This window comes from Streptomyces avermitilis MA-4680 = NBRC 14893 (assembly GCF_000009765.2).
GTDB classification, from domain to species: domain Bacteria; phylum Actinomycetota; class Actinomycetes; order Streptomycetales; family Streptomycetaceae; genus Streptomyces; species Streptomyces avermitilis.
The window spans coordinates 5,136,353-5,155,360 of the sequence record NC_003155.5; the positions used below are offsets into that span (position 1 = coordinate 5,136,353).

The following is a 19,008-nucleotide window of genomic DNA, read 5'->3' on the forward strand; positions in this document are numbered from 1 at the left end:
AAATTGACGGATCGTCAGCCACACTGGCGCGATGCGTCGAGGGCCGAGTCAAAGGCTGAGTCGAGGACTGAGCGGAGGGCCTGGCCGTAGGCCGGGTGCAGCACCGACACATGGCCGCCGAGGCGCTCTTGCGGGCGCCTCGGCGGCTTTGGTCTGCCTGGGAGCCGTACTGGCCGCGTGCGGAAACGGCGGGGGCGGCGGGGGGTATGCCGCGGTGGGCCCCGGGGACACACCCCGGGCGTCCGGGGCGGCGGCTCCTACGGGGGATGTGACGCTGGTGCCGCTGGACGGTGCGTCCGTCTCCGGCAGCCCCGGCCGAAAGTCTTCGGCGGCCGACGGCAACTCACCCGGCGGCGAAGGCGGTTCGGGGCCGTCCGCGTCCGGTGCGCCGGAAGGCTCCGGTTCCGCGCCGTCGGGCGGCCGTGCCGACCCCGGTCGTGCGCACGGAGGTTCGCCGACCCCGTCGGTGTCGTCCGGCGGCGGGGGCGGGGGCGGCGGCGGTGGCGGCACGTCGACGGGCGGGAGTGCGACGCTCGGCGGGCCCGCCGCGCTGAGCGTGAGTACTCCCGTGCGCGAAGCGTCCGACAAGCGGTGGTGCGAGAAGGTGACCGTTTCCTTTCACAACACCGGTGGCGGCGCGGCGCGTTCGGGCACGGTGACCTTCGGTACGCACATCATCGGGGCGCTCGGGATCGACTGGGCGACGATCGAGTCCACCGAGGACCTGCCCGTCCCGATCGCCGCCGGCGCCACCCGGAAGAAGACCTGGACGGTGTGCGTCGACGCCTGGCGCGTACCGCTGGGCATGCACATCGAGACCCGGGACGTGTCCGTCCAGGGGGAGTGAGCTGCCGCCGGCCCGGCCGCCCGGACGATTACTTCAGCGCGAGCCAGGCGACGGCCGCGACGACCACCACGGCGACGACGATGCCGACGATCAGGCCGAGGCGGGGTCCGGCGGGAGCGGGCGCCTGCGGCTGCTGACGGCCCTGCGGGCCCTCGTCGACGAAGGCACGGAACATCTGGGTGCTGCCGGCGGGGTCGTAGTTGCCCTCGGGGCCCTGGGTGTTAGCCATGGCCCAGGACCCTAGCGAATACGCGGGGACTACCCAAGTGGGGCCCCTGCCGGGCCGGACGTCCTCGCCCTCGGCCACGGGACGGGCAGGGCGTCGATCGACCGCTCCTGACCTCCCCACCTGCGGCTTTACGCCTGCCAATACTTGCCTTTGCCAAGTTTTTATCCCTGAAGACCCTATTTAGTTTGCCTGCGGCAACCAACTTTCCTATGGTTGCCCTAAGCAACGAATACGGGAGGTGTGATGGCCGAGCAGACGCAGTACGAGGAACTGGCCCGTCAGCTCAGCGCCTTCGGTGCCGTGAAGCGGGACATGACGCGGATCCTGCCGCACGACTGTCCCGGCGGCTCGGCCGCCGTGCTCACGCTGCTCGGCCGCCACGGCGACATGCGGATGAGCAGGCTCGCCGAGCTGCTCGCCGTGGACATGTCGGTGACCAGCCGCCATGTCACCCACGTCGCGGACCGGGGCTGGATCGAACGGTCCCCCGACCCCGCGGACAAGCGCTCGCGCATCCTGCACCTCACCGCTGCGGGAAAGGAGCAGCTGGGCGAGCTGTCCCGGCGCTCGTCGCAGCTCCTGGCCGAACGGCTGAGCGACTGGTCCGACGACGAGGTCGGTCTGCTCATCCAGCTCATGGCCCGGCTGCGCGAGAGCTTCGGCGACTGCCGCTCCACGCTGCGGCCCCCGCACCCGTATTCGACGGAGGCCGACGACGTAGTCGGCCCGCCCGTTCCGACCACCCGTACACCCGCATAAGACACGTAAGAAAAGGAAGCCCATGGCAACGACCACACCAGCCGGTGTGCGGGGCTCTCACGCCAAGCACGGAGGCGGTCCCGACGGCGCCCCGATGACGCACCGGCAGATCATGGAGGCCCTCTCCGGTCTCCTGCTCGGCATGTTCGTCGCGATCCTGTCGTCGACGATCGTCTCCAACGCCCTGCCCGAGATCATCGGTGACCTGGGCGGCGGCCAGTCCGCCTACACCTGGGTCGTCACCGCCGCGCTGCTGTCCATGACCGCGACCACGCCCCTGTGGGGCAAGCTCGCCGACCTGTACAGCAAGAAGGCACTCGTCCAGATAGCCCTCGTCATCTATGTGCTGGGATCGGCCGCCGCGGGTCTGTCCCAGAACGCCGGCACGCTCATCGCCTGCCGGGTGGTCCAGGGCGTCGGCGTCGGCGGTCTCTCCGCCCTCGCCCAGATCGTGATGGCCGCGATGATCTCCCCGCGCGAGCGGGGCCGTTACTCCGGCTACCTCGGCGCGACCTTCGCCGTCGCCACCGTCGGCGGCCCGCTGCTCGGCGGTGTCATCACCGACACCTCGTGGCTCGGCTGGCGCTGGTGCTTCTACGTCGGTGTGCCGTTCGCGGTCATCGCGCTGATCGTGCTCCAGAAGACCCTGCACCTGCCCGTCGTGAAGCGGGACGTGAAGGTCGACTGGGGCGGCGCGTTCTTCATCTCCGCGGCGGTCTCGCTGCTGCTGGTCTGGGTCACCTTCGCCGGTGACAAGTACGACTGGATCTCGTGGCAGACCTACGCGATGGTCGGCGGCGCGATCGTCCTCGGGCTGCTGTTCGTGCTGGTCGAGGCCAAGGCGAGCGAGCCGATCATCCCGCTGCGGCTGTTCCGCAACCGCACCATCACCCTCTCCTCCATCGCCTCGCTCTTCGTGGGTGTCGCGATGTTCACCGGCACGGTGTTCTTCAGCCAGTACTTCCAGCTGGCCCGCGACAAGTCCCCGACCATGTCGGGCGTGATGACCATCCCGATGATCGGTGGCCTGTTCATCTCCTCCACCGTCTCCGGCCAGGTCATCACCAAGACCGGCAAGTGGAAGGCCTGGCTGGTCAGCGGTGGCGTCCTGGTCACGGCGGGCCTCGGCCTGCTGGGCACGATCCGCTACGACACGGACTACTGGAAGATCGCGATCTTCATGGCGGTCATGGGTCTAGGCATCGGCATGATGATGCAGAACCTGGTGCTGTCGACGCAGAACCAGGTGGCCCCCGAGGACCTCGGCTCGGCCAGCTCGACCGTCACCTTCTTCCGGTCCCTCGGCGGTGCGATCGGTGTCTCCGCGCTCGGCGCGGTCATGGCCAACCGGATCACCGACTACGTCAAGGACGGCCTGACCGACCTCGGCCCGAAGTACGCGGCCGCGGCCGCCGGGTCCAGCTCCTCCAGCAGCATCCCGGACATGGACAAGCTGCCCGCGCCGCTGCGCACCGTGATGGAGAGCGCGTACGGGCACGGCATCGCGGACGTCTTCCTGATCGCCTCCTGCCTGGCGCTGCTGGCCTTCGTCGTCACCCTCTTCATCAAGGAGGTTCCGCTGCGGACCTCCGGCGGTCTGGCGCAGGCCGCTCAGGCCAACGCCGAGGCGGCGACGCCGACCGGTGTCACCGGAACCCCCGAGGTCGCGGAGGCCACCGAGGCCGCCACGGCGTCCGGCGCGGCGCAGGAACAGGAGAAGGTCCCCAGCTGGGCCGTCGCCACCACCGAGGCCGGTCCCGAGGGCACGCAGCCGCTGTCCGCGGTCGCCACGATGGCCGCCGGCCCGGGTGAGCAGGCCTTCGGCGGGATCCCGGTACGCGGCTACGTCCGCGGCACCGAGAGCGCCCCCGTCCCGCAGGCCGCGGTGACGCTGATCTCGCTCGCGGGACGGCAGCTCGGCCGGTCGGTCGCGCAGTTCGACGGCTCCTACGCGGTGGACGCGCCGGGCACGGGCTCGTACGTCCTGATCGCCTCCGCCGACGGCTTCCAGCCGCAGGCCTCCACGATCGTCGTGAACGACGAGCCGGTCGCGTACGACATCCTGCTGAGCGGCACCAGCGGCCTCAGCGGGGTCGTGCGGGCCGTCGAGACCGGGACCCCGGTCAAGGACGCCATGGTCATCGTGACCGATGTGCGGGGCGATGTGCTGGCCACCGGGACGACCGGTGAGCAGGGCGAGTTCTCGTTCGCCGAGCTGGTGCCGGGCGCCGTGACGGTCGCCGTGAACGCGGCGGGTCACCGTCCGCTCGCCCTGCCCGTCGAGGTCGGCGGCACCGGGGTCACCCGGGTCGAGGTCGAGCTCAGCTCCGGCGCGCAGGTCCAGGGTGTCGTCCGGGCACCGGGCGGGCCGCTCGGCGACGCGCGGGTCACGCTGGTCGACGCGGCCGGCAACGTGGTCGGCACGGCCAGGACCGGTGCGGACGGCGCGTACGCCTTCACCGACCTGGACAGCGGCGAGTACACCGTCATCGCGACGGGCTACCCGCCGGTGGCGACGGCCCTGACGGTGGGCGGCCGCGGCGTCGACGACCACGACATCGCGCTCTCCCACCCGGGCGAGTAGGCAGGACCCCGGCTCGTGGGGGCGCGCTCTGAGCGGAGGTGCGCCCCCGCGGGCCGGATTTTTTTGAGCGTTTCACGGGGATTTCCAAGGATTTAGAGGGAGAGCACACGATGGGACTGACCGCACGGATCCGCACCCGGGACGGATGGGCCGTGTCGCACGCGGTCGTCACGGTGACCGATATGACGGGCGCCCAGGTGGTGCGCGCCGAGGCCGACGGGGAGGGCGTCGTCCGCGACGGGACCGCGCTGGCGCCCGGCGCCCACACCGTGATCGTCACCGCCGTGGGGTACGCGCCGGCCGCGTCGAGCGCCATCGTCACGGCGAGCGGCCGGGCCGAGGTCGGCACTGTGACGCTGGCTCGGCAGGGCGGCACCGAACTGCCGCCGCCCGGCGCCTGGACCATCGACCCGGCGCACTCCTCCGTCGGTGCCGTCGCCCAGCACCTGGGGATCTCCAGCGTGCACGGCCGGTTCACCGAGTTCGCGGGCCGCATCGAGATCGCGCCCGACGACGTGGCGAAGTCCCGCGTGGAGGCCGTCATCGGCGCCGCGTCCATCGACACGGGCAACGCCATGCGTGACGGGCACCTGAAGTCGCCGGACTTCCTGGACGTGGAGACGTACCCGCAGATCACCTATCGCTCGACGGGCATCGGCGCGGCCGGTTCCGACCGCTGGACGGTGCACGGCGAACTGACCATGCACGGGGTCGTACGGCCGGTCGACCTGGACCTCGCCTATCTGGGCACGGGCTCGGACCCGTGGGGCGGTACGCGGGCGGCCTTCCGGGCCACGGCGGAACTGCGGCGCGAGGACTTCGCGATGAACTACAACCAGGTGATCCAGGCGGGCATCACGGCGATCGGTACGACGCTGAAGGTGGAGCTGGACATCCAGGCGGTACAGGGCGACACGCTGCCGCAGGCGTAGGCCCAGCAGGGTCACCCTCACCGGGAGCGGCAGCCCGGCACCGGCAGCCGGGGACCCTAAGCTGCCCGCATGGCACCGAACATCGCGACGAACACCTCCGTATCGCTGGACGAGTTGCTGGAATTCGTACGTCCCCGCCACCGCGCGATCCTGCTGACGCGCCGCACCGACGGGAGCCCCCAGGGTTCGCCCCTGACCTGCGGGGTCGACGACTCCGGGCGCATCGTCGTCTCGACCTACCCCGAGCGCGCCAAGACGCGCAACGCCAGGCGGGACGAGCAGGTCAGCCTGATCGTGCTGAGCGACGACTGGAACGGGCCGTGGGTCCAGATCGACGGCACGGCCGAGGTCCTCGACACCCCCGACTCCGTCGAGCCACTGGTGGAGTACTACCGGAACATCGCCGGGGAGCACCCCGACTGGGACGAGTACCGGGAGGCGATGATCAAGCAGGGCAAGTCCATCATCCGGATCACCCCCGAACGCTGGGGACCGGTGGCGACGGGGGGCTTCCCGGCGCGGCTCGCTTCGCAGGAGTAGGGCGCCCGTCCGTCGCCGTGGACGGGCCGGCCGTAGGCGGTCCGGTCCCCCGGGCGGTCCGGCCGTGGGCGGTCAGCCGCGTTCCACCATCGCCTCGATGCCCGCGATCAAGGTCTCCAGGGCGAAGGTGAAGTCCCGTTCCCTCATCTCCTCCACCGTGTCGCCGCCGCGGGCCTCCATGAGGTCCGCGGACTGGTGGACGGCCTCGCCGACTTCGGGGGCCTCGGTCACCGCGCTCATGGCCTGGCGGAAGTAGTCGTCCTGGCTCATCCCGGCCGCCGAGCAGCGCTCGATGAAGTGGCCCTCGATCGTGCCGAAGCCGTACACGAACTGGAAGACCGCCGAGATCGCGCCCATCTGCCCGTGCGCCGGCAGCCCGGTGCGGCGGATCACCCGCTGGACCGTGAGGGAGAAGTCCAGCGAGTGCGGGCCGATGTTGAGGTACGTGCCGGCCAGCGGGGACAGCCAGGGATGGCGCACCAGCAGCCCCCGGTACTCCGTGGCCAGCGCCCGCAGCTGCTCGCGCCAGTCCTCGTCCGCGTCGGCCGCCGGCAACCGCAGCTCGCCGAAGGCCGCGTCCAGGGCGAGTTCGAGCAGATCGTCCTTGGTGTCGACGTACCAGTACACGGACATCGCCGTGACGTTCAGCTCCGCCGCGAGCCGGCGCATCGAGAACTTGGCCAGCCCCTCCGCGTCCAGCAGCCGCATCGTCGCCCGGGTGATGCGCTCCCGGTCGAGCCCCGACGGCTGCCCGCCGCGCGCCCCGCCGCCCCGGGGCACCTTGCCCTCCAGCCAGACGCTGGTCCGTGCCGGACGCTCGGCCCGGTCGGCTGCCCTCACCATGGCGCACCTTCTCGCTGCTGTCGGACTTCAGACTTCGGACTTCGGACTTCGGCGGGCGCGGTTCCGGAATACCCGGATCCGCCCCCTCCCTGATGCTAAGCGGGCGCTACGCGGACGCCGCCACCGCGGAGTCTGCCCGCTCCGCCCGGCGCAGCAACGCCGCCGCCAGCAGTCCGCCGAGCAGCACGGCCACCGCGCCCACCAGCTGGCTGGTCTCCAGGCCCGATGAGAACGCGTCCGTGATCCGTCCGCGCTCCTCGGCCGATCCCGCCGACGCCAGCGCCGCCGGCAGCGAGGACGCCGCGACCGGGATCAGCGCGGCGAAGCGGGAGTTGAGGACCGCGCCGAGCACCGCCACGCCCAGGCCGTTGCCGAACTCGGCGAGCGTGCCGTTGATGCCCGCGCCCACGCCCGCCTTCGCCGGGGGGATCGCGCTCATGATGGCGTACGCCATCGCGGGGTTGGCGAGCGCGCAGCCCGCGCCGATGAGGAGCAGGCCGACGAGCGTGCCGCCGTAGCCGTCGGCGGCGAGCGTCGCGATCGACACCAGTCCGCCGGACATCAGCGCCATGCCGAGCGCGATCGACACCGGCGCGCCCAGCTTCGCCGTCCACTTCGCCGACAGCCCCGAGAAGTTCAGCGCCACCACCGAGAGCGCGAGCGGGGCCGTCCGCAGGCCCGCCTCCAACGCCCCGTACCCGAGGACGAACTGGAGGTGCTGGGTGAGCAGGAACAGCGCGCCGCCCATGCCGAAGGTGATGAGCACCGCCCCGGCGACCGCGCCCGTGAAGCGCCGGTCCCGGAAGAAGTGCAGGTCCAGCATGGGGTACGGGATCCGGCTCTCCCAGTACGCGAAGGCCCCCAGCACGGCCACCGCCACGGCCGCGGTCAGCAGCACCCTGCCCGAGGTCCAGCCGTGCTCCGGCCCCGAGATGATCGCGTACACGAGCGAGGTCATGCCGATCGTGGAGAGTACGGCGCCCAGGGCGTCGGGCCGGTCGCCGCTCGGATTCTTCGACTCGGGCACGAGGGCGATGACCGCGACCAGCCCCAGCGCCGCCACCGGCAGGTTGATCAGGAAGATCGCGCCCCACCAGAAGTGGTTCAGCATGAAGCCGCCGAGAAGGGGGCCGACCGCGAAGCCCAGCGCGTTCACCGCGCTCCAGATGCCGATCGCCTTCGGGGTCTCCTCGGGCGAGAAGATCTGCATCGCCACGGCGAGGGTCGTGGTCAGCAGCAGCGCGCCGCCCACACCCATCCCGGCCCGCGCGGCGATCAGCTGCCCGGTGGAGTCGGCGAGTCCGGCGATCAGGGAACCGACGCCGAACAGCGCGAGCCCCGCGATCAGCATCTTCTTGCGGCCGTAGCGGTCGGCCGCGCTGCCCGCGGTGAGCAGCAGCCCGGACTGCACCAGCGAGTAGGCGTTGATCATCCACTGGATGTCGGAGGTCGCCGCGCCCAGCTCCCGGGTGAGGGAGGGGATCGCCACGTTCAGCACGGTGTTGTCGAGCAGGACGGTGAGCTGCGCGAGGCAGATGACACCGAGGATCAGCCAGCGCTGGGGGTGGCCCTGGGGGACCTCGGGAGCCGGGGAGGTGGACATGCTGTACACCGTAGAACAGTCCCTGTACGCCGTACAACGCACTAAGGCGGTGGCCGGGGCTCTCGCCCCGGCCACCGCCTCGACCGCCTTGTGGGAACCGTCAGGAGACGGTCAGCTGCCGGACTTCTTCGTCAGGTCGTAGAAGGTGGACGAACCCACGGTGACCTTCGTGAAGTTCTTCTCCACCCAGCTGCTGATCCCCGAGGAGGTGCCGGAGCTGCTGCCGCCCATCCCGCCGCCCGTGCCGCTGGAGATGAAGTAGTGGATCTTGCCGTCCGCCACGTACTCCTTGAACTGGGCCAGCGTCGGTGACGGGTCGCTGCCGTTGAAGCCGCCGATCGCCATCACCGGGTCGCCGGTGGAGAGCTGGTAGCTCGCCGCGTTCTGCGCGCCGATGGCCGCCGCGGCCCAGGTGTAGCTGTCGGCGTCGGTCTCCAGCAGCTTCTTGGCCGCGGAGCTGACGCTGGCACCGCTGAGCAGACCGCCCATGCCGCCGCCCATGCCGCCGCGCTCGCCCGTCTGACCGCCGCCGGGCATGCCGCCCTGCTGGTTCTGGCCCTGGGCGTTGCCGTTGCCGTTGCCGTTCTGCTGGTTGCCGCCGAAGCCGCCGGTCGGGGGCTGGCCCATGCCGCCGCCCTGCTGACCGCCGCCCTGCGGACCGCCTCCCTGCTGGGTGTTGCCGGTGCCGCCCTGCTGGTTCTGGCCGGCTCCGGGGAACCCGCCGCGCATGCCGCCACCGCCGCCGCCGGGACCACCACCACGGCCGCCCATGCCGGCGCCGGCCGGACCGGCCGTGACGATCGAACCCGTGTGACCGGTGTTCACCGTGCTCAGCGTGTACGCCGTCGGACCCGCGACCGAGGCCACGAAGCTCAGGCCGACCGCCGCGAGAGCGAGCCGACGGCCCAGCTTGGCCGCGAAGACCAGGCCCAGCGCGCCGGCCAGGCCGCCGACGAGGACGAACCACTTCAGCCAGGGCAGGTAGTCCGAGGTGCGGTTGAGGAGCACATAGCCCCAGACCGCACTCGCCACGACGGCGCCCGCGAGGGTCAGCGAGGCCCAGACCTTCGTCCGCTCCTCCCACAGGACGGTGGCGCCCATGCCGATCAGGGCGGCGATGTAAGGAGCCAGGGCCACCGTGTAGTACTGGTGGAAGATGCCCGCCATGAAGCTGAAGATGAGGCCGGTCATCAGCAGCGCGCCGCCCCAGGCGAGGAACGAGCCGCGGACCAGGTCGGTGCGCTTGGCCTTGCGGGTGAGCCACAGGCCCGCGACGAAGAGGATCAGCGCGGCGGGCAGCAGCCACGAGATCTGACCGCCGATCTCGGAGTTGAACATCCGGTTCCAGCCGGTCTCACCCCACTGGCCGGTGCCGCCGCCACCGCCACCGCCACCGCCGCCGACGCTGCCGGTCTCCTCGCCGTTGATGCGGCCGAGACCGTTGTAACCGAAGGTCAGCTCCAGGAAGGAGTTGTTCTGCGAGCCGCCGATGTACGGGCGCGAGGAGGCCGGCCACAGCTCGACGATGGCGACCCACCAGCCGCCCGCGACGACCATCGCCACACCCGCGAGGGCGAGCTGTCCCAGGCGCTTCTTCAGCTTCACCGGCGCGCAGACCGCGTACAGCGCGGCGAGGGCCGGAAGGATCAGGAAGGCCTGGAGGGTCTTCGTCAGGAAGGCGAAGCCGACCGCGGCACCGGCCCAGAGCAGCCACTTGGTGCGGCCGTCCTCCAGGGCGCGGATCACGAAGTAGACCGAGACGGTCATCAGGAGCGCGAGTATCGCGTCCGGGTTGTTGAACCGGAACATCAGCGCCGCGACGGGGGTCAGCGCGAGCACCGCGCCCGCGATCAGACCGGCCGCGGGGCTGAACCGGCGGCGGATCGCCGCGTACAGCACGGCGACCGTGGCGATGGCCATCAGCACCTCGGGGACGAGGATCGCCCACGAGTTGAGGCCGAAGATCCGCACCGACAGCTCCATCGGCCACAGCGAGGCCGGGGGCTTGTCGACGGTGATGGCGTTGGCCGAGTCGAGGGAGCCGAAGAAGAACGCCTTCCAGCTCTTGCTGCCGGCCTGGACGGCCGCCGAGTAGAAGGAGTTGGCGTATCCGGAGGAGCTCAGGTTGTACAGGTACAGCAGCCCGGTGGCGGCCAGCAGGCCGAGGAACGCGGGACGCGTCCAGCGCGGGTCCTCGGGCCGGCCGCGCCAGAGTCTGCGGAGGAACGGCTGCTCGGGATCGCCGGATCCGGGTGCCGGGGCGCCGGGAAGCGCGGGTTCCCGCACCGCCGTACTGTTCGGCGGCGGTCCCCAGGAGGGGCTCGCGTCCCCCTGATACGTCGTATCGGGCTGAGTGGTCATCGTGCGTTCCTCGGATCGTGATCGTGCGGGCGCACGGCCTGCATCTGCATGGTCGAGTCCCCCCAGGTACGGTCCGCGGCTTCGCCGGCGCGGAACTGGGCTGTGTCGTACGGAGCCGCGGGCGCCGGGGGGCGCTGGGGCTGCGGCGAGTGCTGGCCCTGGTACTGGCCCTCGTACTGGCCCTGGTACTGGCCCGGATGGTGGCCCTGGTGGTGGCCCTGGTGGTGCGGAAGCGCCGTCGAGTAGGTGGGCGAGGACGGGGCGTGGGACGCGACGACGGTCGACTCCGCGTCGGCGTCGCGCCGGTCCGGGAACACCCAGGCGCGGAAGAGCAGGAACCGCAGGACCGTCGCCGCGAGGTTGGCGGCGATGAGGACCGCCAGCTCGGTGGCGTGCGCGGGGCTGGAGGTCGCCGCGTTCAGCGCGGCCAGCGAGCCGCTGGTGAGGGCGAGTCCGATACCGAAGACGACCAGGCCCTGTGCCTGGTGGCGGACGGCGCCGCCCCGGCCGCGTACCCCGAAGGTCAGGCGCCGGTTGGCCGCCGTGTTGGCGACCGCCGAGACCAGCAGGGCGAGCGCGTTGGCGATCTGCGAGCCGGTGAACGAACGGAAGCCGCTGTAGAGCAGCAGATAGAAGAGCGTGGACAGACCGCCGACCACGCAGAATCCGACCAGCTGGCGGGCCAGGCCCTTGGGCACGTCGGCCAGTTCACGATCGCGGGGGTCGTCCCCGAAGGGCCGGGCGAGCCGGTCCAGCGACAGCGATCCCGTGGCGAGAGCCCTTCCTACCCGCCACACCCCCTTGAGGTCGTCGGTCGCGGTCTTCACGATGTGCACCGTCGAGTCCGGGTCGTCGACCCAGTCGACCGGCACCTCGTGGATCCGGAGTCCGGCACGCTCGGCGAGCACCAGCATCTCGGTGTCGAAGAACCAGCCGCTGTCCTCGACCAGGGGCAGCAGCACCTGAGCCACATCACGGCGGATCGCCTTGAAGCCGCACTGCGCGTCGGAGAAGCGGGCTTGCAGCGAACCCCGCAGGATCAGGTTGTACGTACGGCTGATGAACTCCCGCTTGGCGCCGCGCACCACACGCGACGAGCGGGACAGCCGGGAACCGATCGCCAGGTCGGAGTGACCCGAGATCAGCGGCGCCACCAGCGGCAGCAGCGCGTTGAGGTCGGTGGACAGGTCGACGTCCATGTACGCGAGGATCGGGGCGTCCGACGCGGACCAGACGGTGCGCAGCGCCCGGCCGCGCCCCTTCTGCTCCAACCGGAAGGACTTGACCTCGGGAATCTCCGCCTCCAGCCGCGCGGCCACCTGGGGGGTGGTGTCCGTGGAAGCGTTGTCCGCGATCGTGATGCGGAACGCGTACGGGAAGGTGCGCGCGAGGTGCTCGTGCAGTCTGAGCACACATGGCTGGAGGTCCTTCTCCTCGTTGTAGACGGGGATCACTACGTCCAGGACAGGCGTACCGGCGTTTCCGGCCGGGAGGTGCTCCCGCGCCGGCAGGTTGCCGGGAGAAGAGTCGGTTCGCATGCGAACGACTCTCGTCAAACGGCCTGTTGCACCCATGTGGTGGCGCTGTGCTGTGCCTGTGAGTGCGATTGCCAGTTTGTTTCGGGGGCAAGCGCCGGCAGATGCACGGTGAACACGGTGCGGCCCGGGACGCTGTCGACGGTCACCGCGCCGCCGTGCGCGGCCGCCACGGCCTGCACGATGGCAAGCCCGAGTCCGGTCGACCCGGAGGAACGGGAGCGCGACGAATCGCCTCGCGCGAACCGTTCGAAGACATGGGGAAGCAGATCCGGCGGGATGCCCTGTCCGTCGTCCTGGACGTCCACGCACAGCCACGGCCCGTGCCGGTGGACGCGCGCGGTGACGGTCGTACCGGGTGGGGTGTGGGTGCGGGCGTTCGCGAACAGGTTGACGAGGACCTGTTGCAGACGGGCGGCGTCCGCCGACACCAGCGCCGGTTCGTCGGGCAGTTCGAGCCGCCAGTTGTGGTCGCGCCCGGCCGCCCGGGCGTCGCTGACGGCATCGATGACAAGGGGTACGAGGTCGGTCTGCTCGTACTGGAGGGGCCGGCCGGCGTCGAGCCGCGCGAGCAGGAGGAGGTCCTCGACGAGGAGGGTCATGCGGCCGGCCTCGGACTCGATCCGCCCGAGGGCGTGCCGGGTGTCGGGACCGGTCTGTTCCCGGCCGCGGCGGGTCAGCTCGGCGTATCCACGGATCGACGCGAGGGGGGTACGCAGCTCATGACTGGCGTCCGCGACGAACTGCCGTACGCGCATCTCGCTCTGCTGGCGCGACTGGAGGGCGCCGTGGACGTGGTCGAGCATGCGGTTGAGGGCGGCGCCGACCTGGCCGACCTCGGTGTGCGGGTCGGTCTCGGACTCGGAGACCCGCTCGTTGAGGGTCACCTCGCCGGTGTGCAGCGGGAGTTCGGAGACACGGGTGGCGGTGGCGGCGACCTTGCGCAGCGGGCGCAGGGCGACACCGACGAGGACGGATCCTGCGATGGCGGCGGCGACGAGACCGGCGGCGGTGACACTGACCTCGACGAGGATCAGGGTGTTGATGGTGTTGGTGACGTCCTGGGTGGGGAGGGCGACGTAGTACCCACCCTTTCCGTCGGGACTGGCAACGTACTCGACCCGGTACTCCCCGAACGACGGGATGTTCACGTCGTGCGTGCCGCTCTTCGGCACCGAGGTGAGAGCCGCCGTCTGCGCGTCGTCGAGTGTGCCGGCGTCCATTTTCTGACCGGCGGTGTCGGACGACTTGAACTCGGCGACGACCGCCTTGACGACCGTCCCGCCACTGTCCTGGTAGGCGGCCATGGTCTTGACCTGCGGACCTCCCCGCTGGACGAAGCTGGTGAGCCGGGCGCTCGGTGACTGCTGCTCCACCGCGTCCCCCGCGGGGCCGTGGTCCGGGACTTTGCCGCCCGGCGGTTTGGCGCCGCCGGACGCGCGCATGGCGGTCTCGTGCAGCTTGCCGTTGAGCTGCTCGTCCAGATGCTGGTCCAGCGCGATGGTCGTCACCGTGCCGATGACGGCACACACCACGGCGATGAGCGCCACCGCCGAGACGACGAGCCGCGTCCGCAGCGTGCGCGGCTGTCGTCCTCGCCCTCGCCGCTGCGTACGCGGTCGTCGTCGTCCGCTCATGACACCGCGGGCTTGATCAGGTAGCCGGCTCCGCGTCGGGTGTGGATCATCGGCTCACGCCCGGCGTCGATCTTGCGCCGCAGGTACGAGATGTAGAGCTCGACGACGTTGGCCTGGCCGCCGAAGTCGTACGACCACACCCGGTCGAGGATCTGCGCCTTGCTGAGTACACGCCGGGGATTACGCATCAGGAACCGCAGGAGTTCAAACTCCGTGGCGGTGAGGTGGATGTTCTCCCCGGACCGCGACACCTCGTGACTGTCCTCGTCCAGGGTGAGGTCTCCGACGACGAGCATGGAGTCGGAGCGCCGGTCGGCGGCACCGGAGCGGCGGATCAGCCCGCGCAGCCGGGCCACGACCTCTTCCAGGCTGAACGGCTTGGTGACGTAGTCGTCGCCGCCGGCGGTCAGGCCCGCGATCCGGTCCTCGACCGCGTCCTTGGCCGTGAGGAACAGGACGGGCACGTCGGGCAGTTCGCGCCGCAGGCGCCCCAGGACGGTGAGGCCGTCCATGTCCGGCAGCATCATGTCGAGAACGACAGCGTCGGGACGGAACTCGCGCGCGGTCTGCACCGCACCCTGCCCGTCGCCCGCGCTGCGGATCTGCCAGCCCTCATAGCGAAGGGCCATGGACAGCAGTTCGGTGATCGACAGTTCGTCGTCCACCACAAGCACTCGGACGGGGCTCCCGTCCGGCCTCAGCAGTTCGGTGCGCCCCTGGGGCGAGGTCGTGGTCATGGTGGACACCATGTCGGGGCCCCCTGAGAGAACGCTTTCTGGAACCTGTGATTTTCCTAAGAAACGCACAGGCGCCTCTCAGGAAACACCTGAAAACTTGTCCGATCCGCCGGAATTCCGGGGCCCATGGTCCCTCCACGCGGAGCGGGAGTGACCGAGGGCACCCGCTCTCCTCATGAACAGTCTGTGCGTGGGCTGGGAAGGCGTGTGCGGCTATGAGGGTTCATGAGAGTTCCTGCGGCTGCGCGAGCCCGAAGAGTCGCGCTCCGTTCCCGTGGCAGACCGAGCGGAGCCAGTCGTCACCGAGCCCGAGCCGCTCCAGGGCGTACAGCTGGTCGACGTACCGATAGGGGATGTTGGGGAAGTCCGTACCCAGCAGAATGCGGTCGCCGAGGCCGGCGAGCCGGGGGCGGGCCCCCCGGGGGAAGGGCGCGAGCCGCTCGCTGAAGTCGGTGAACGCCATGGTCGTGTCCAGCCGGACCTCCCCGTACCGCTCGGCCAGGTCGAGGAAGTCCTCGTACTCGGGCATGCCCAGGTGCGCGACGACCAGCCGCAGCCGGGGATGCCGGGCGAGCACCTGGGCGACCGGTCCCGGCCCGGTGTGCTTGCCGGGCGCGGGCCCCGATCCGCAGTGCATCACGACCGGGACCCCGGCCTCGGCGAGCAGTCCCCAGACCGGATCGAGCAGCTCGTCGGCGGGGTCGTACGCCCCCACCTGCACATGGGCCTTGAAGACACGGGCGCCTTGCTCGACGGCCTCCAGCACGTACGCCTCGACACCCGGCTCCGGGAACAGGGTCGCCGTGTGCAGGCAGTCGGGGGTACGCCGGGCGAAGTCGACGGCCCAGGAGTTGAGCCATCGCGCCATGCCGGCCTTGTGCGGGTAGAGCATGGCGGTGAAGGCCCGGACGCCGAATTCCCTGATGGTCGCGAGCCGTTGGTCCTCGTCGGAGCGGTAGGTGATGGGCCACTCCAGCCCGCCGGTCAGGGGGCCGAGCCCGTCGAAGTAGTCCCAGACCTTGCGCAGGACGCGCTCGGGCATGAAGTGGGTGTGGACGTCGACGAGGCCGGGAAGCCCGAGGCGCTCCCAGAACCGGCGTACGGCAAGGATCTCCTCGCCGGTTCCGTCAGTCCCGCTACCGCTCCCGCGCACGCTCAAAACTGTGACTCCGCTCGACCTTGGCGACATGGAGGGTGTAGCTCTCGTACCAGTGGGCTCGACCGTACTGCTGCGCCGCGCGGTGCTCCAGGTGGCTCCGCCACTCCTCGACGGCGTCCAGGTCCCGGAAGTACGCGACGGTGATCCCGAGCCCACCGGGCGTACGCGCCATGTCCGCCCCGAGGAACCCCGGAATCTCCTTGACCAGCTCCTCCATACGCTCGGCGGTCTCCCCGTATCCGTTGTCCCCCTCGGTCCGTACGGAGGTGAAGATGACGGAGTAGTAAGGGGGTTCGTGGGCGGGGGTGGGGGTGGGGGCGGAGGCTGGGGAAGGGGCGGAGGCTGGGGAAGGGACGGGGGCGGGGGCGGCGGGTGTACCGCCGGGAGACGCTCCTCCGACAGGTGCAACGCGGTGATCGCTCATGTCACCACGATCGGCCCCGATTTCACCCGCGGTCCAGCGCCTTTCCAAAAGGGATCCAAGAGGGATCCAACTCTTGACCATCACTCCGGAGCGAGGGAAGGACGAGAGAAGGACCGAGGAAGGGCCCAAGGAAACTCCCCTCAGAACAGCCCGTCCTGCACGGTCGCCTCCCTGAACTCCCGCACGGGCACGGTGAATCCGGTGTCCCCGGCGGTCAGCTCCCACCCCGTCATCAGCCGCGTGTCGAGGACGATGACGCCCCGCTCGGTCGCCAGATGCAGATCGGGTCCGGCGACGGCGAGCACCTCACCGCCCACCGCACCGCCCGCGACGAGCTCACTCACCACGCCGTCGGCGGGCGGGAGGCCCTCCAGCCCGAACGCCTCTTCATGGTCGACGACCTGGAACGGCTCCCGCTCCAAGGACTCCGGCCATCCGTCGAGGACCACCGCCCGCGCATGCAGTCCGGCGATCTCGGCGCCCCGCTCCCCGGCCCCGGGCAACGCCGCCCGCACCGCCCGCTTGTCGGCGTACGGAATCCGGTCGGGCACCTTGAGCGCGGCCCGCAGCAACTCCTCGGCCCGCCGCGCGGCCATCAACGGCCCGCGCCCCAGCCAGCTGAAGCAGACGGCCCCCTGTTCCAACAACCGCGCCGACCCGCGCTCGACCGCCGTGATCCCCACCTTGACCATGCCGGTCCCGAACCACGCGAGATACACGTGGTACGGCCGCGGATCATCGGCGAGGGTGTCGGCGGCCACGGAGTGCGCCCGGTCCAGCCGCGCACACTCCTCGCACCGCGCCCCCGCGCTCCGCCCCGACACGGCCGCCCGCACGGGACACGCGTGCCCCCGTGCTCCCACACACGTCCGCGCACCCCCCGTCACCACCCCAAAGGCCACCCGCTTCCCCCGCGGCAGAGCACTCCGCACCCCGCCCTCCCACACCAGAACAGCCCCGTCGCCGCTCCACCGCAGCCCCGTACATCTCCACGCCTGTGCCATCCCTCACGAGATTAGGCGGCACCACTGACAACGCCGGCCGCCATCCCGCCCGCACCGAGCCGCCCGCGCCGAGCCCGCTCTCACTTCAAGTGATCGCGCACCACATCGAGGAACGCCTTTCGGCTGGGACGGATGTATGCCCAGACCTTCTCGTCCTGCGGCTCTCCCGGATCCTCGGGACCCTTTCTGATCACGTCCTGAACGTCGTACGCCAGACGACGGGCCGCCGCGTTGACCTCGGACGCGCACAGCATGTGAATCGTCTTCTGCGCCACCCACATCCTGTCGACAGCCTGCATCTGCCGTGCTTGCCACTGCTCGTCGGCCAGATGGTGGTGATAGCGGTCTACGGCGACCCGTTCGGCTTCCTGCACGACGGCCAGGAAGTCGATGAGATGGGTGACGCGTTCGTTACGGCGCGCCTCGGCGCGCTCACGAGCACTCCGTCGCACTTCGGCCCGCTCCGACGCACGTCCGAGTGAGTACTGGGCCAACGACGACACAACCACACCGAGCACGACGCCGAGGAGCGGCGTGAACCTTGTCCATGTCACACCCCACCGTGGCACCGGCGAGATGTGACATCACCGTTCTTTTGGATATTTCAGACGACACCGCTTCTCATGGTGTATCCACCCCCATCGGCTGCCACCTCCGCCACCTCCGCCGGTCTGCCCGCGCGTGGGAGTACTGACGGCGCGAAAGGTGTGCGCCCACCTGTCGGCCTGCACGGCGGGAGTGGGAGCTCTCGGAACCTGCCCCGGCTTCCCGCTGCGGGCGCCGCCGGTGTACCCCGCGCGCCCGGCACCGCGCTCTGCCCCGACCTGCTTCATGCGGTTGGACTGAAGGTCTCACCCAGGGAGGCCACGATGCCGAACCAGATCACACGGGCTGCTGCCGCGCTTGTGCTCCTCACCAGTGCCCTCGGCGGCGTCAGCGTTGTCGGTGCCACCGCCGCGAACGCCGCCGGCACATGCGACCGCGCCAAGAACTACCAGCACGCCTTCGTTCCCGCCTCCGAGTCGGGAGTGGACTGCCAGCTCGCCCTCGGCAACCGCGGCGACGGCGTCCTGGCTCTGCAACGCACGCTTCGAAGGTGCTACGGGTCAACCATCGTCGCCGACGGCATCTTCGGCCCCTCCACCAGGGACGCACTGAAGTACGCGCAGCACCAGGCCGGGACCCAGGATGACGGCGTCTACGGCCCGAACACCCGACGGGCCATAAAGCACCGCCCGAGCTCCTGGCCCTACGGCTGCCAGCGGGTGAGGTAGCACCCCCAGAAGAACTACACCCCTCGGCGCTTCCAGCCGCGCTGATATCAGCGACTGACATCAACCGCTGACGTCAAAGGCCCCCTGAGATCATCTCAGGGGGCCTTTGATCTGTGTGCACTCGGCAGGATTCGAACCTGCAACCTTCTGATCCGTAGTCAGATGCTCTATCCGTTAAGCTACGAGTGCTTGTTTTGTTGTCCTGCTGTCGTTTCGCTCCCGGTTCTTTCGACCCGCTCGCGGCGACAGGAAGAACATTACATGACTGCCGCCGCCATGTGAAATCCGTTTGCCGCACCCCTTGCGACCTGCGCAAACGTGTTCTGGGGCGTGATGATGACCGTAGACGCGCCGAAGCCCCGGTCCAGCTGGACCGGGGCTTCGGATCTTGCTGCGGAGGCGGAGGGATTTGAACCCTCGATGGGATTGAAGTCCCAAACCGCATTAGCAGTGCGGCGCCATAGACCGGACTAGGCGACGCCTCCCGCACAACCGCCCGCGCGAGACGCGAGTGGTGCGTGCAGATGATGACACAGCCGA

The 19,008-nt window shown here is 70.3% G+C and carries 17 protein-coding genes and 2 tRNA genes; 6 read left to right on the forward strand and 13 right to left on the reverse strand.

Features of this window, described 5'->3' with window-relative positions; genetic code table 11:
* The first annotated feature begins 31 nt into the window (after positions 1–31).
* Positions 32–847 (forward strand): hypothetical protein, encoded by an 816-nt coding sequence (locus SAVERM_RS21650; protein ID WP_010985614.1) that lies wholly within the window; start codon positions 32–34, stop codon positions 845–847.
* A 28-nt stretch (positions 848–875) separates the two neighbouring features.
* Here SAVERM_RS21650 and SAVERM_RS21655 read toward each other — a convergent pair whose 3' ends face one another.
* Complete coding sequence (locus SAVERM_RS21655; RefSeq protein WP_037647654.1) at positions 876–1,076, reverse strand: hypothetical protein; 201 nt, start codon at positions 1,074–1,076, stop codon at positions 876–878.
* Between the two features lie 243 nt (positions 1,077–1,319).
* On the opposite strand from SAVERM_RS21655, the gene SAVERM_RS21660 reads away from it, so the two are divergent.
* The 4 genes from SAVERM_RS21660 to SAVERM_RS21675 all read left to right on the forward strand — a co-directional run bounded on the left by SAVERM_RS21660 (position 1,320) and on the right by SAVERM_RS21675 (position 5,891).
* On the forward strand, positions 1,320–1,835 hold the full coding sequence (locus SAVERM_RS21660) for a MarR family winged helix-turn-helix transcriptional regulator (protein ID WP_010985616.1): 516 nt from the start codon (positions 1,320–1,322) through the stop codon (positions 1,833–1,835).
* 94 nt (positions 1,836–1,929) lie between these two features.
* Entirely contained in the window at positions 1,930–4,419 is a 2,490-nt protein-coding gene (locus SAVERM_RS21665) for an MFS transporter (RefSeq protein ID WP_466091093.1), read from the forward strand.
* Positions 4,420–4,529: 110 nt separating this feature from the next.
* Positions 4,530–5,351 carry a YceI family protein gene (locus SAVERM_RS21670; RefSeq protein ID WP_010985618.1) on the forward strand — a complete coding sequence of 274 codons (822 nt, stop codon included), beginning with the start codon at positions 4,530–4,532 and terminating at the stop codon, positions 5,349–5,351.
* Between the two features lie 69 nt (positions 5,352–5,420).
* Positions 5,421–5,891, forward strand: coding sequence for a PPOX class F420-dependent oxidoreductase (locus SAVERM_RS21675; protein ID WP_010985619.1), 471 nt, complete (start codon positions 5,421–5,423; stop codon positions 5,889–5,891).
* Between the two features lie 72 nt (positions 5,892–5,963).
* Here the strand turns inward: SAVERM_RS21675 and SAVERM_RS21680 are convergent, their stop codons facing one another.
* From SAVERM_RS21680 to SAVERM_RS21725, 10 genes are all read right to left on the reverse strand, one after another.
* Positions 5,964–6,734, reverse strand: a complete 771-nt coding sequence (locus tag SAVERM_RS21680) for a TetR/AcrR family transcriptional regulator (RefSeq protein ID WP_010985620.1) — start codon at positions 6,732–6,734, stop codon at positions 5,964–5,966.
* Positions 6,735–6,840: 106 nt separating this feature from the next.
* Positions 6,841–8,337 carry an MFS transporter gene (locus SAVERM_RS21685; RefSeq protein ID WP_010985621.1) on the reverse strand — a complete coding sequence of 499 codons (1,497 nt, stop codon included), beginning with the start codon at positions 8,335–8,337 and terminating at the stop codon, positions 6,841–6,843.
* A 111-nt stretch (positions 8,338–8,448) separates the two neighbouring features.
* Positions 8,449–10,698 carry a glycosyltransferase family 39 protein gene (locus SAVERM_RS21690; RefSeq protein ID WP_010985622.1) on the reverse strand — a complete coding sequence of 750 codons (2,250 nt, stop codon included), beginning with the start codon at positions 10,696–10,698 and terminating at the stop codon, positions 8,449–8,451.
* Entirely contained in the window at positions 10,695–12,236 is a 1,542-nt protein-coding gene (locus SAVERM_RS21695; RefSeq protein ID WP_010985623.1) for a bifunctional glycosyltransferase family 2/GtrA family protein, read from the reverse strand. The genes SAVERM_RS21690 and SAVERM_RS21695 overlap by 4 nt, the downstream gene beginning before the upstream one ends.
* 14 nt (positions 12,237–12,250) lie before the next feature.
* Positions 12,251–13,870 carry a HAMP domain-containing sensor histidine kinase gene (locus SAVERM_RS21700; RefSeq protein ID WP_010985624.1) on the reverse strand — a complete coding sequence of 540 codons (1,620 nt, stop codon included), beginning with the start codon at positions 13,868–13,870 and terminating at the stop codon, positions 12,251–12,253.
* Positions 13,867–14,607 (reverse strand): response regulator transcription factor, encoded by a 741-nt coding sequence (locus SAVERM_RS21705; protein ID WP_037647813.1) that lies wholly within the window; start codon positions 14,605–14,607, stop codon positions 13,867–13,869. Before SAVERM_RS21705 ends, SAVERM_RS21700 begins: the two co-directional genes overlap by 4 nt.
* A gap of 223 nt (positions 14,608–14,830) precedes the next feature.
* Positions 14,831–15,760: an amidohydrolase family protein gene (locus SAVERM_RS21710; RefSeq protein ID WP_010985626.1), complete on the reverse strand. Its 930-nt coding sequence runs from the start codon at positions 15,758–15,760 to the stop codon at positions 14,831–14,833.
* The gene (locus SAVERM_RS45615; protein ID WP_338058989.1) at positions 15,744–16,271 is read right to left on the reverse strand and encodes an antibiotic biosynthesis monooxygenase family protein; all 528 of its coding nucleotides are present in this window, start codon (positions 16,269–16,271) and stop codon (positions 15,744–15,746) included. Before SAVERM_RS45615 ends, SAVERM_RS21710 begins: the two co-directional genes overlap by 17 nt.
* A gap of 59 nt (positions 16,272–16,330) precedes the next feature.
* Positions 16,331–17,194 carry a DUF2797 domain-containing protein gene (locus SAVERM_RS21720; RefSeq protein ID WP_010985628.1) on the reverse strand — a complete coding sequence of 288 codons (864 nt, stop codon included), beginning with the start codon at positions 17,192–17,194 and terminating at the stop codon, positions 16,331–16,333.
* A gap of 80 nt (positions 17,195–17,274) precedes the next feature.
* Positions 17,275–17,712: a hypothetical protein gene (locus SAVERM_RS21725; protein ID WP_037647660.1), complete on the reverse strand. Its 438-nt coding sequence runs from the start codon at positions 17,710–17,712 to the stop codon at positions 17,275–17,277.
* A 351-nt stretch (positions 17,713–18,063) separates the two neighbouring features.
* Between SAVERM_RS21725 and SAVERM_RS42950 the strand changes: the two genes are divergently transcribed.
* Positions 18,064–18,468, forward strand: a complete 405-nt coding sequence (locus tag SAVERM_RS42950; protein WP_010985630.1) for a peptidoglycan-binding domain-containing protein — start codon at positions 18,064–18,066, stop codon at positions 18,466–18,468.
* Positions 18,469–18,584: 116 nt separating this feature from the next.
* On the opposite strand, the gene SAVERM_RS21735 is transcribed toward SAVERM_RS42950, so the two are convergent.
* Both SAVERM_RS21735 and SAVERM_RS21740 read right to left on the reverse strand, forming a co-directional pair.
* Positions 18,585–18,657, reverse strand: a tRNA-Arg gene (locus SAVERM_RS21735).
* A gap of 205 nt (positions 18,658–18,862) precedes the next feature.
* Positions 18,863–18,953, reverse strand: a tRNA-Ser gene (locus SAVERM_RS21740).
* Positions 18,954–19,008: the final 55 nt, after the last annotated feature.

What these genes read in the sequence shown, in the direction of transcription:
- SAVERM_RS21675 (WP_010985619.1), top strand. Translation starts at nt 5,421, where the DNA reads ATGGCACCGAACATCGCGACGAACACCTCCGTATCGCTGGACGAGTTG.
- SAVERM_RS45615 (WP_338058989.1), bottom strand. Translation starts at nt 16,271, where the DNA reads ATGGTCAAGAGTTGGATCCCTCTTGGATCCCTTTTGGAAAGGCGCTGG.
- SAVERM_RS21665 (WP_466091093.1), top strand. Translation starts at nt 1,930, where the DNA reads ATGACGCACCGGCAGATCATGGAGGCCCTCTCCGGTCTCCTGCTCGGC.
- SAVERM_RS21705 (WP_037647813.1), bottom strand. Translation starts at nt 14,607, where the DNA reads ATGACCACGACCTCGCCCCAGGGGCGCACCGAACTGCTGAGGCCGGAC.
- SAVERM_RS21685 (WP_010985621.1), bottom strand. Translation starts at nt 8,337, where the DNA reads ATGTCCACCTCCCCGGCTCCCGAGGTCCCCCAGGGCCACCCCCAGCGC.
- SAVERM_RS42950 (WP_010985630.1), top strand. Translation starts at nt 18,064, where the DNA reads ATGCCGAACCAGATCACACGGGCTGCTGCCGCGCTTGTGCTCCTCACC.
- SAVERM_RS21650 (WP_010985614.1), top strand. Translation starts at nt 32, where the DNA reads ATGCGTCGAGGGCCGAGTCAAAGGCTGAGTCGAGGACTGAGCGGAGGG.
- SAVERM_RS21700 (WP_010985624.1), bottom strand. Translation starts at nt 13,870, where the DNA reads ATGAGCGGACGACGACGACCGCGTACGCAGCGGCGAGGGCGAGGACGA.
- SAVERM_RS21660 (WP_010985616.1), top strand. Translation starts at nt 1,320, where the DNA reads ATGGCCGAGCAGACGCAGTACGAGGAACTGGCCCGTCAGCTCAGCGCC.
- SAVERM_RS21655 (WP_037647654.1), bottom strand. Translation starts at nt 1,076, where the DNA reads ATGGCTAACACCCAGGGCCCCGAGGGCAACTACGACCCCGCCGGCAGC.
- SAVERM_RS21680 (WP_010985620.1), bottom strand. Translation starts at nt 6,734, where the DNA reads ATGGTGAGGGCAGCCGACCGGGCCGAGCGTCCGGCACGGACCAGCGTC.
- SAVERM_RS21690 (WP_010985622.1), bottom strand. Translation starts at nt 10,698, where the DNA reads ATGACCACTCAGCCCGATACGACGTATCAGGGGGACGCGAGCCCCTCC.
- SAVERM_RS21720 (WP_010985628.1), bottom strand. Translation starts at nt 17,194, where the DNA reads ATGGCACAGGCGTGGAGATGTACGGGGCTGCGGTGGAGCGGCGACGGG.
- SAVERM_RS21670 (WP_010985618.1), top strand. Translation starts at nt 4,530, where the DNA reads ATGGGACTGACCGCACGGATCCGCACCCGGGACGGATGGGCCGTGTCG.
- SAVERM_RS21695 (WP_010985623.1), bottom strand. Translation starts at nt 12,236, where the DNA reads ATGCGAACCGACTCTTCTCCCGGCAACCTGCCGGCGCGGGAGCACCTC.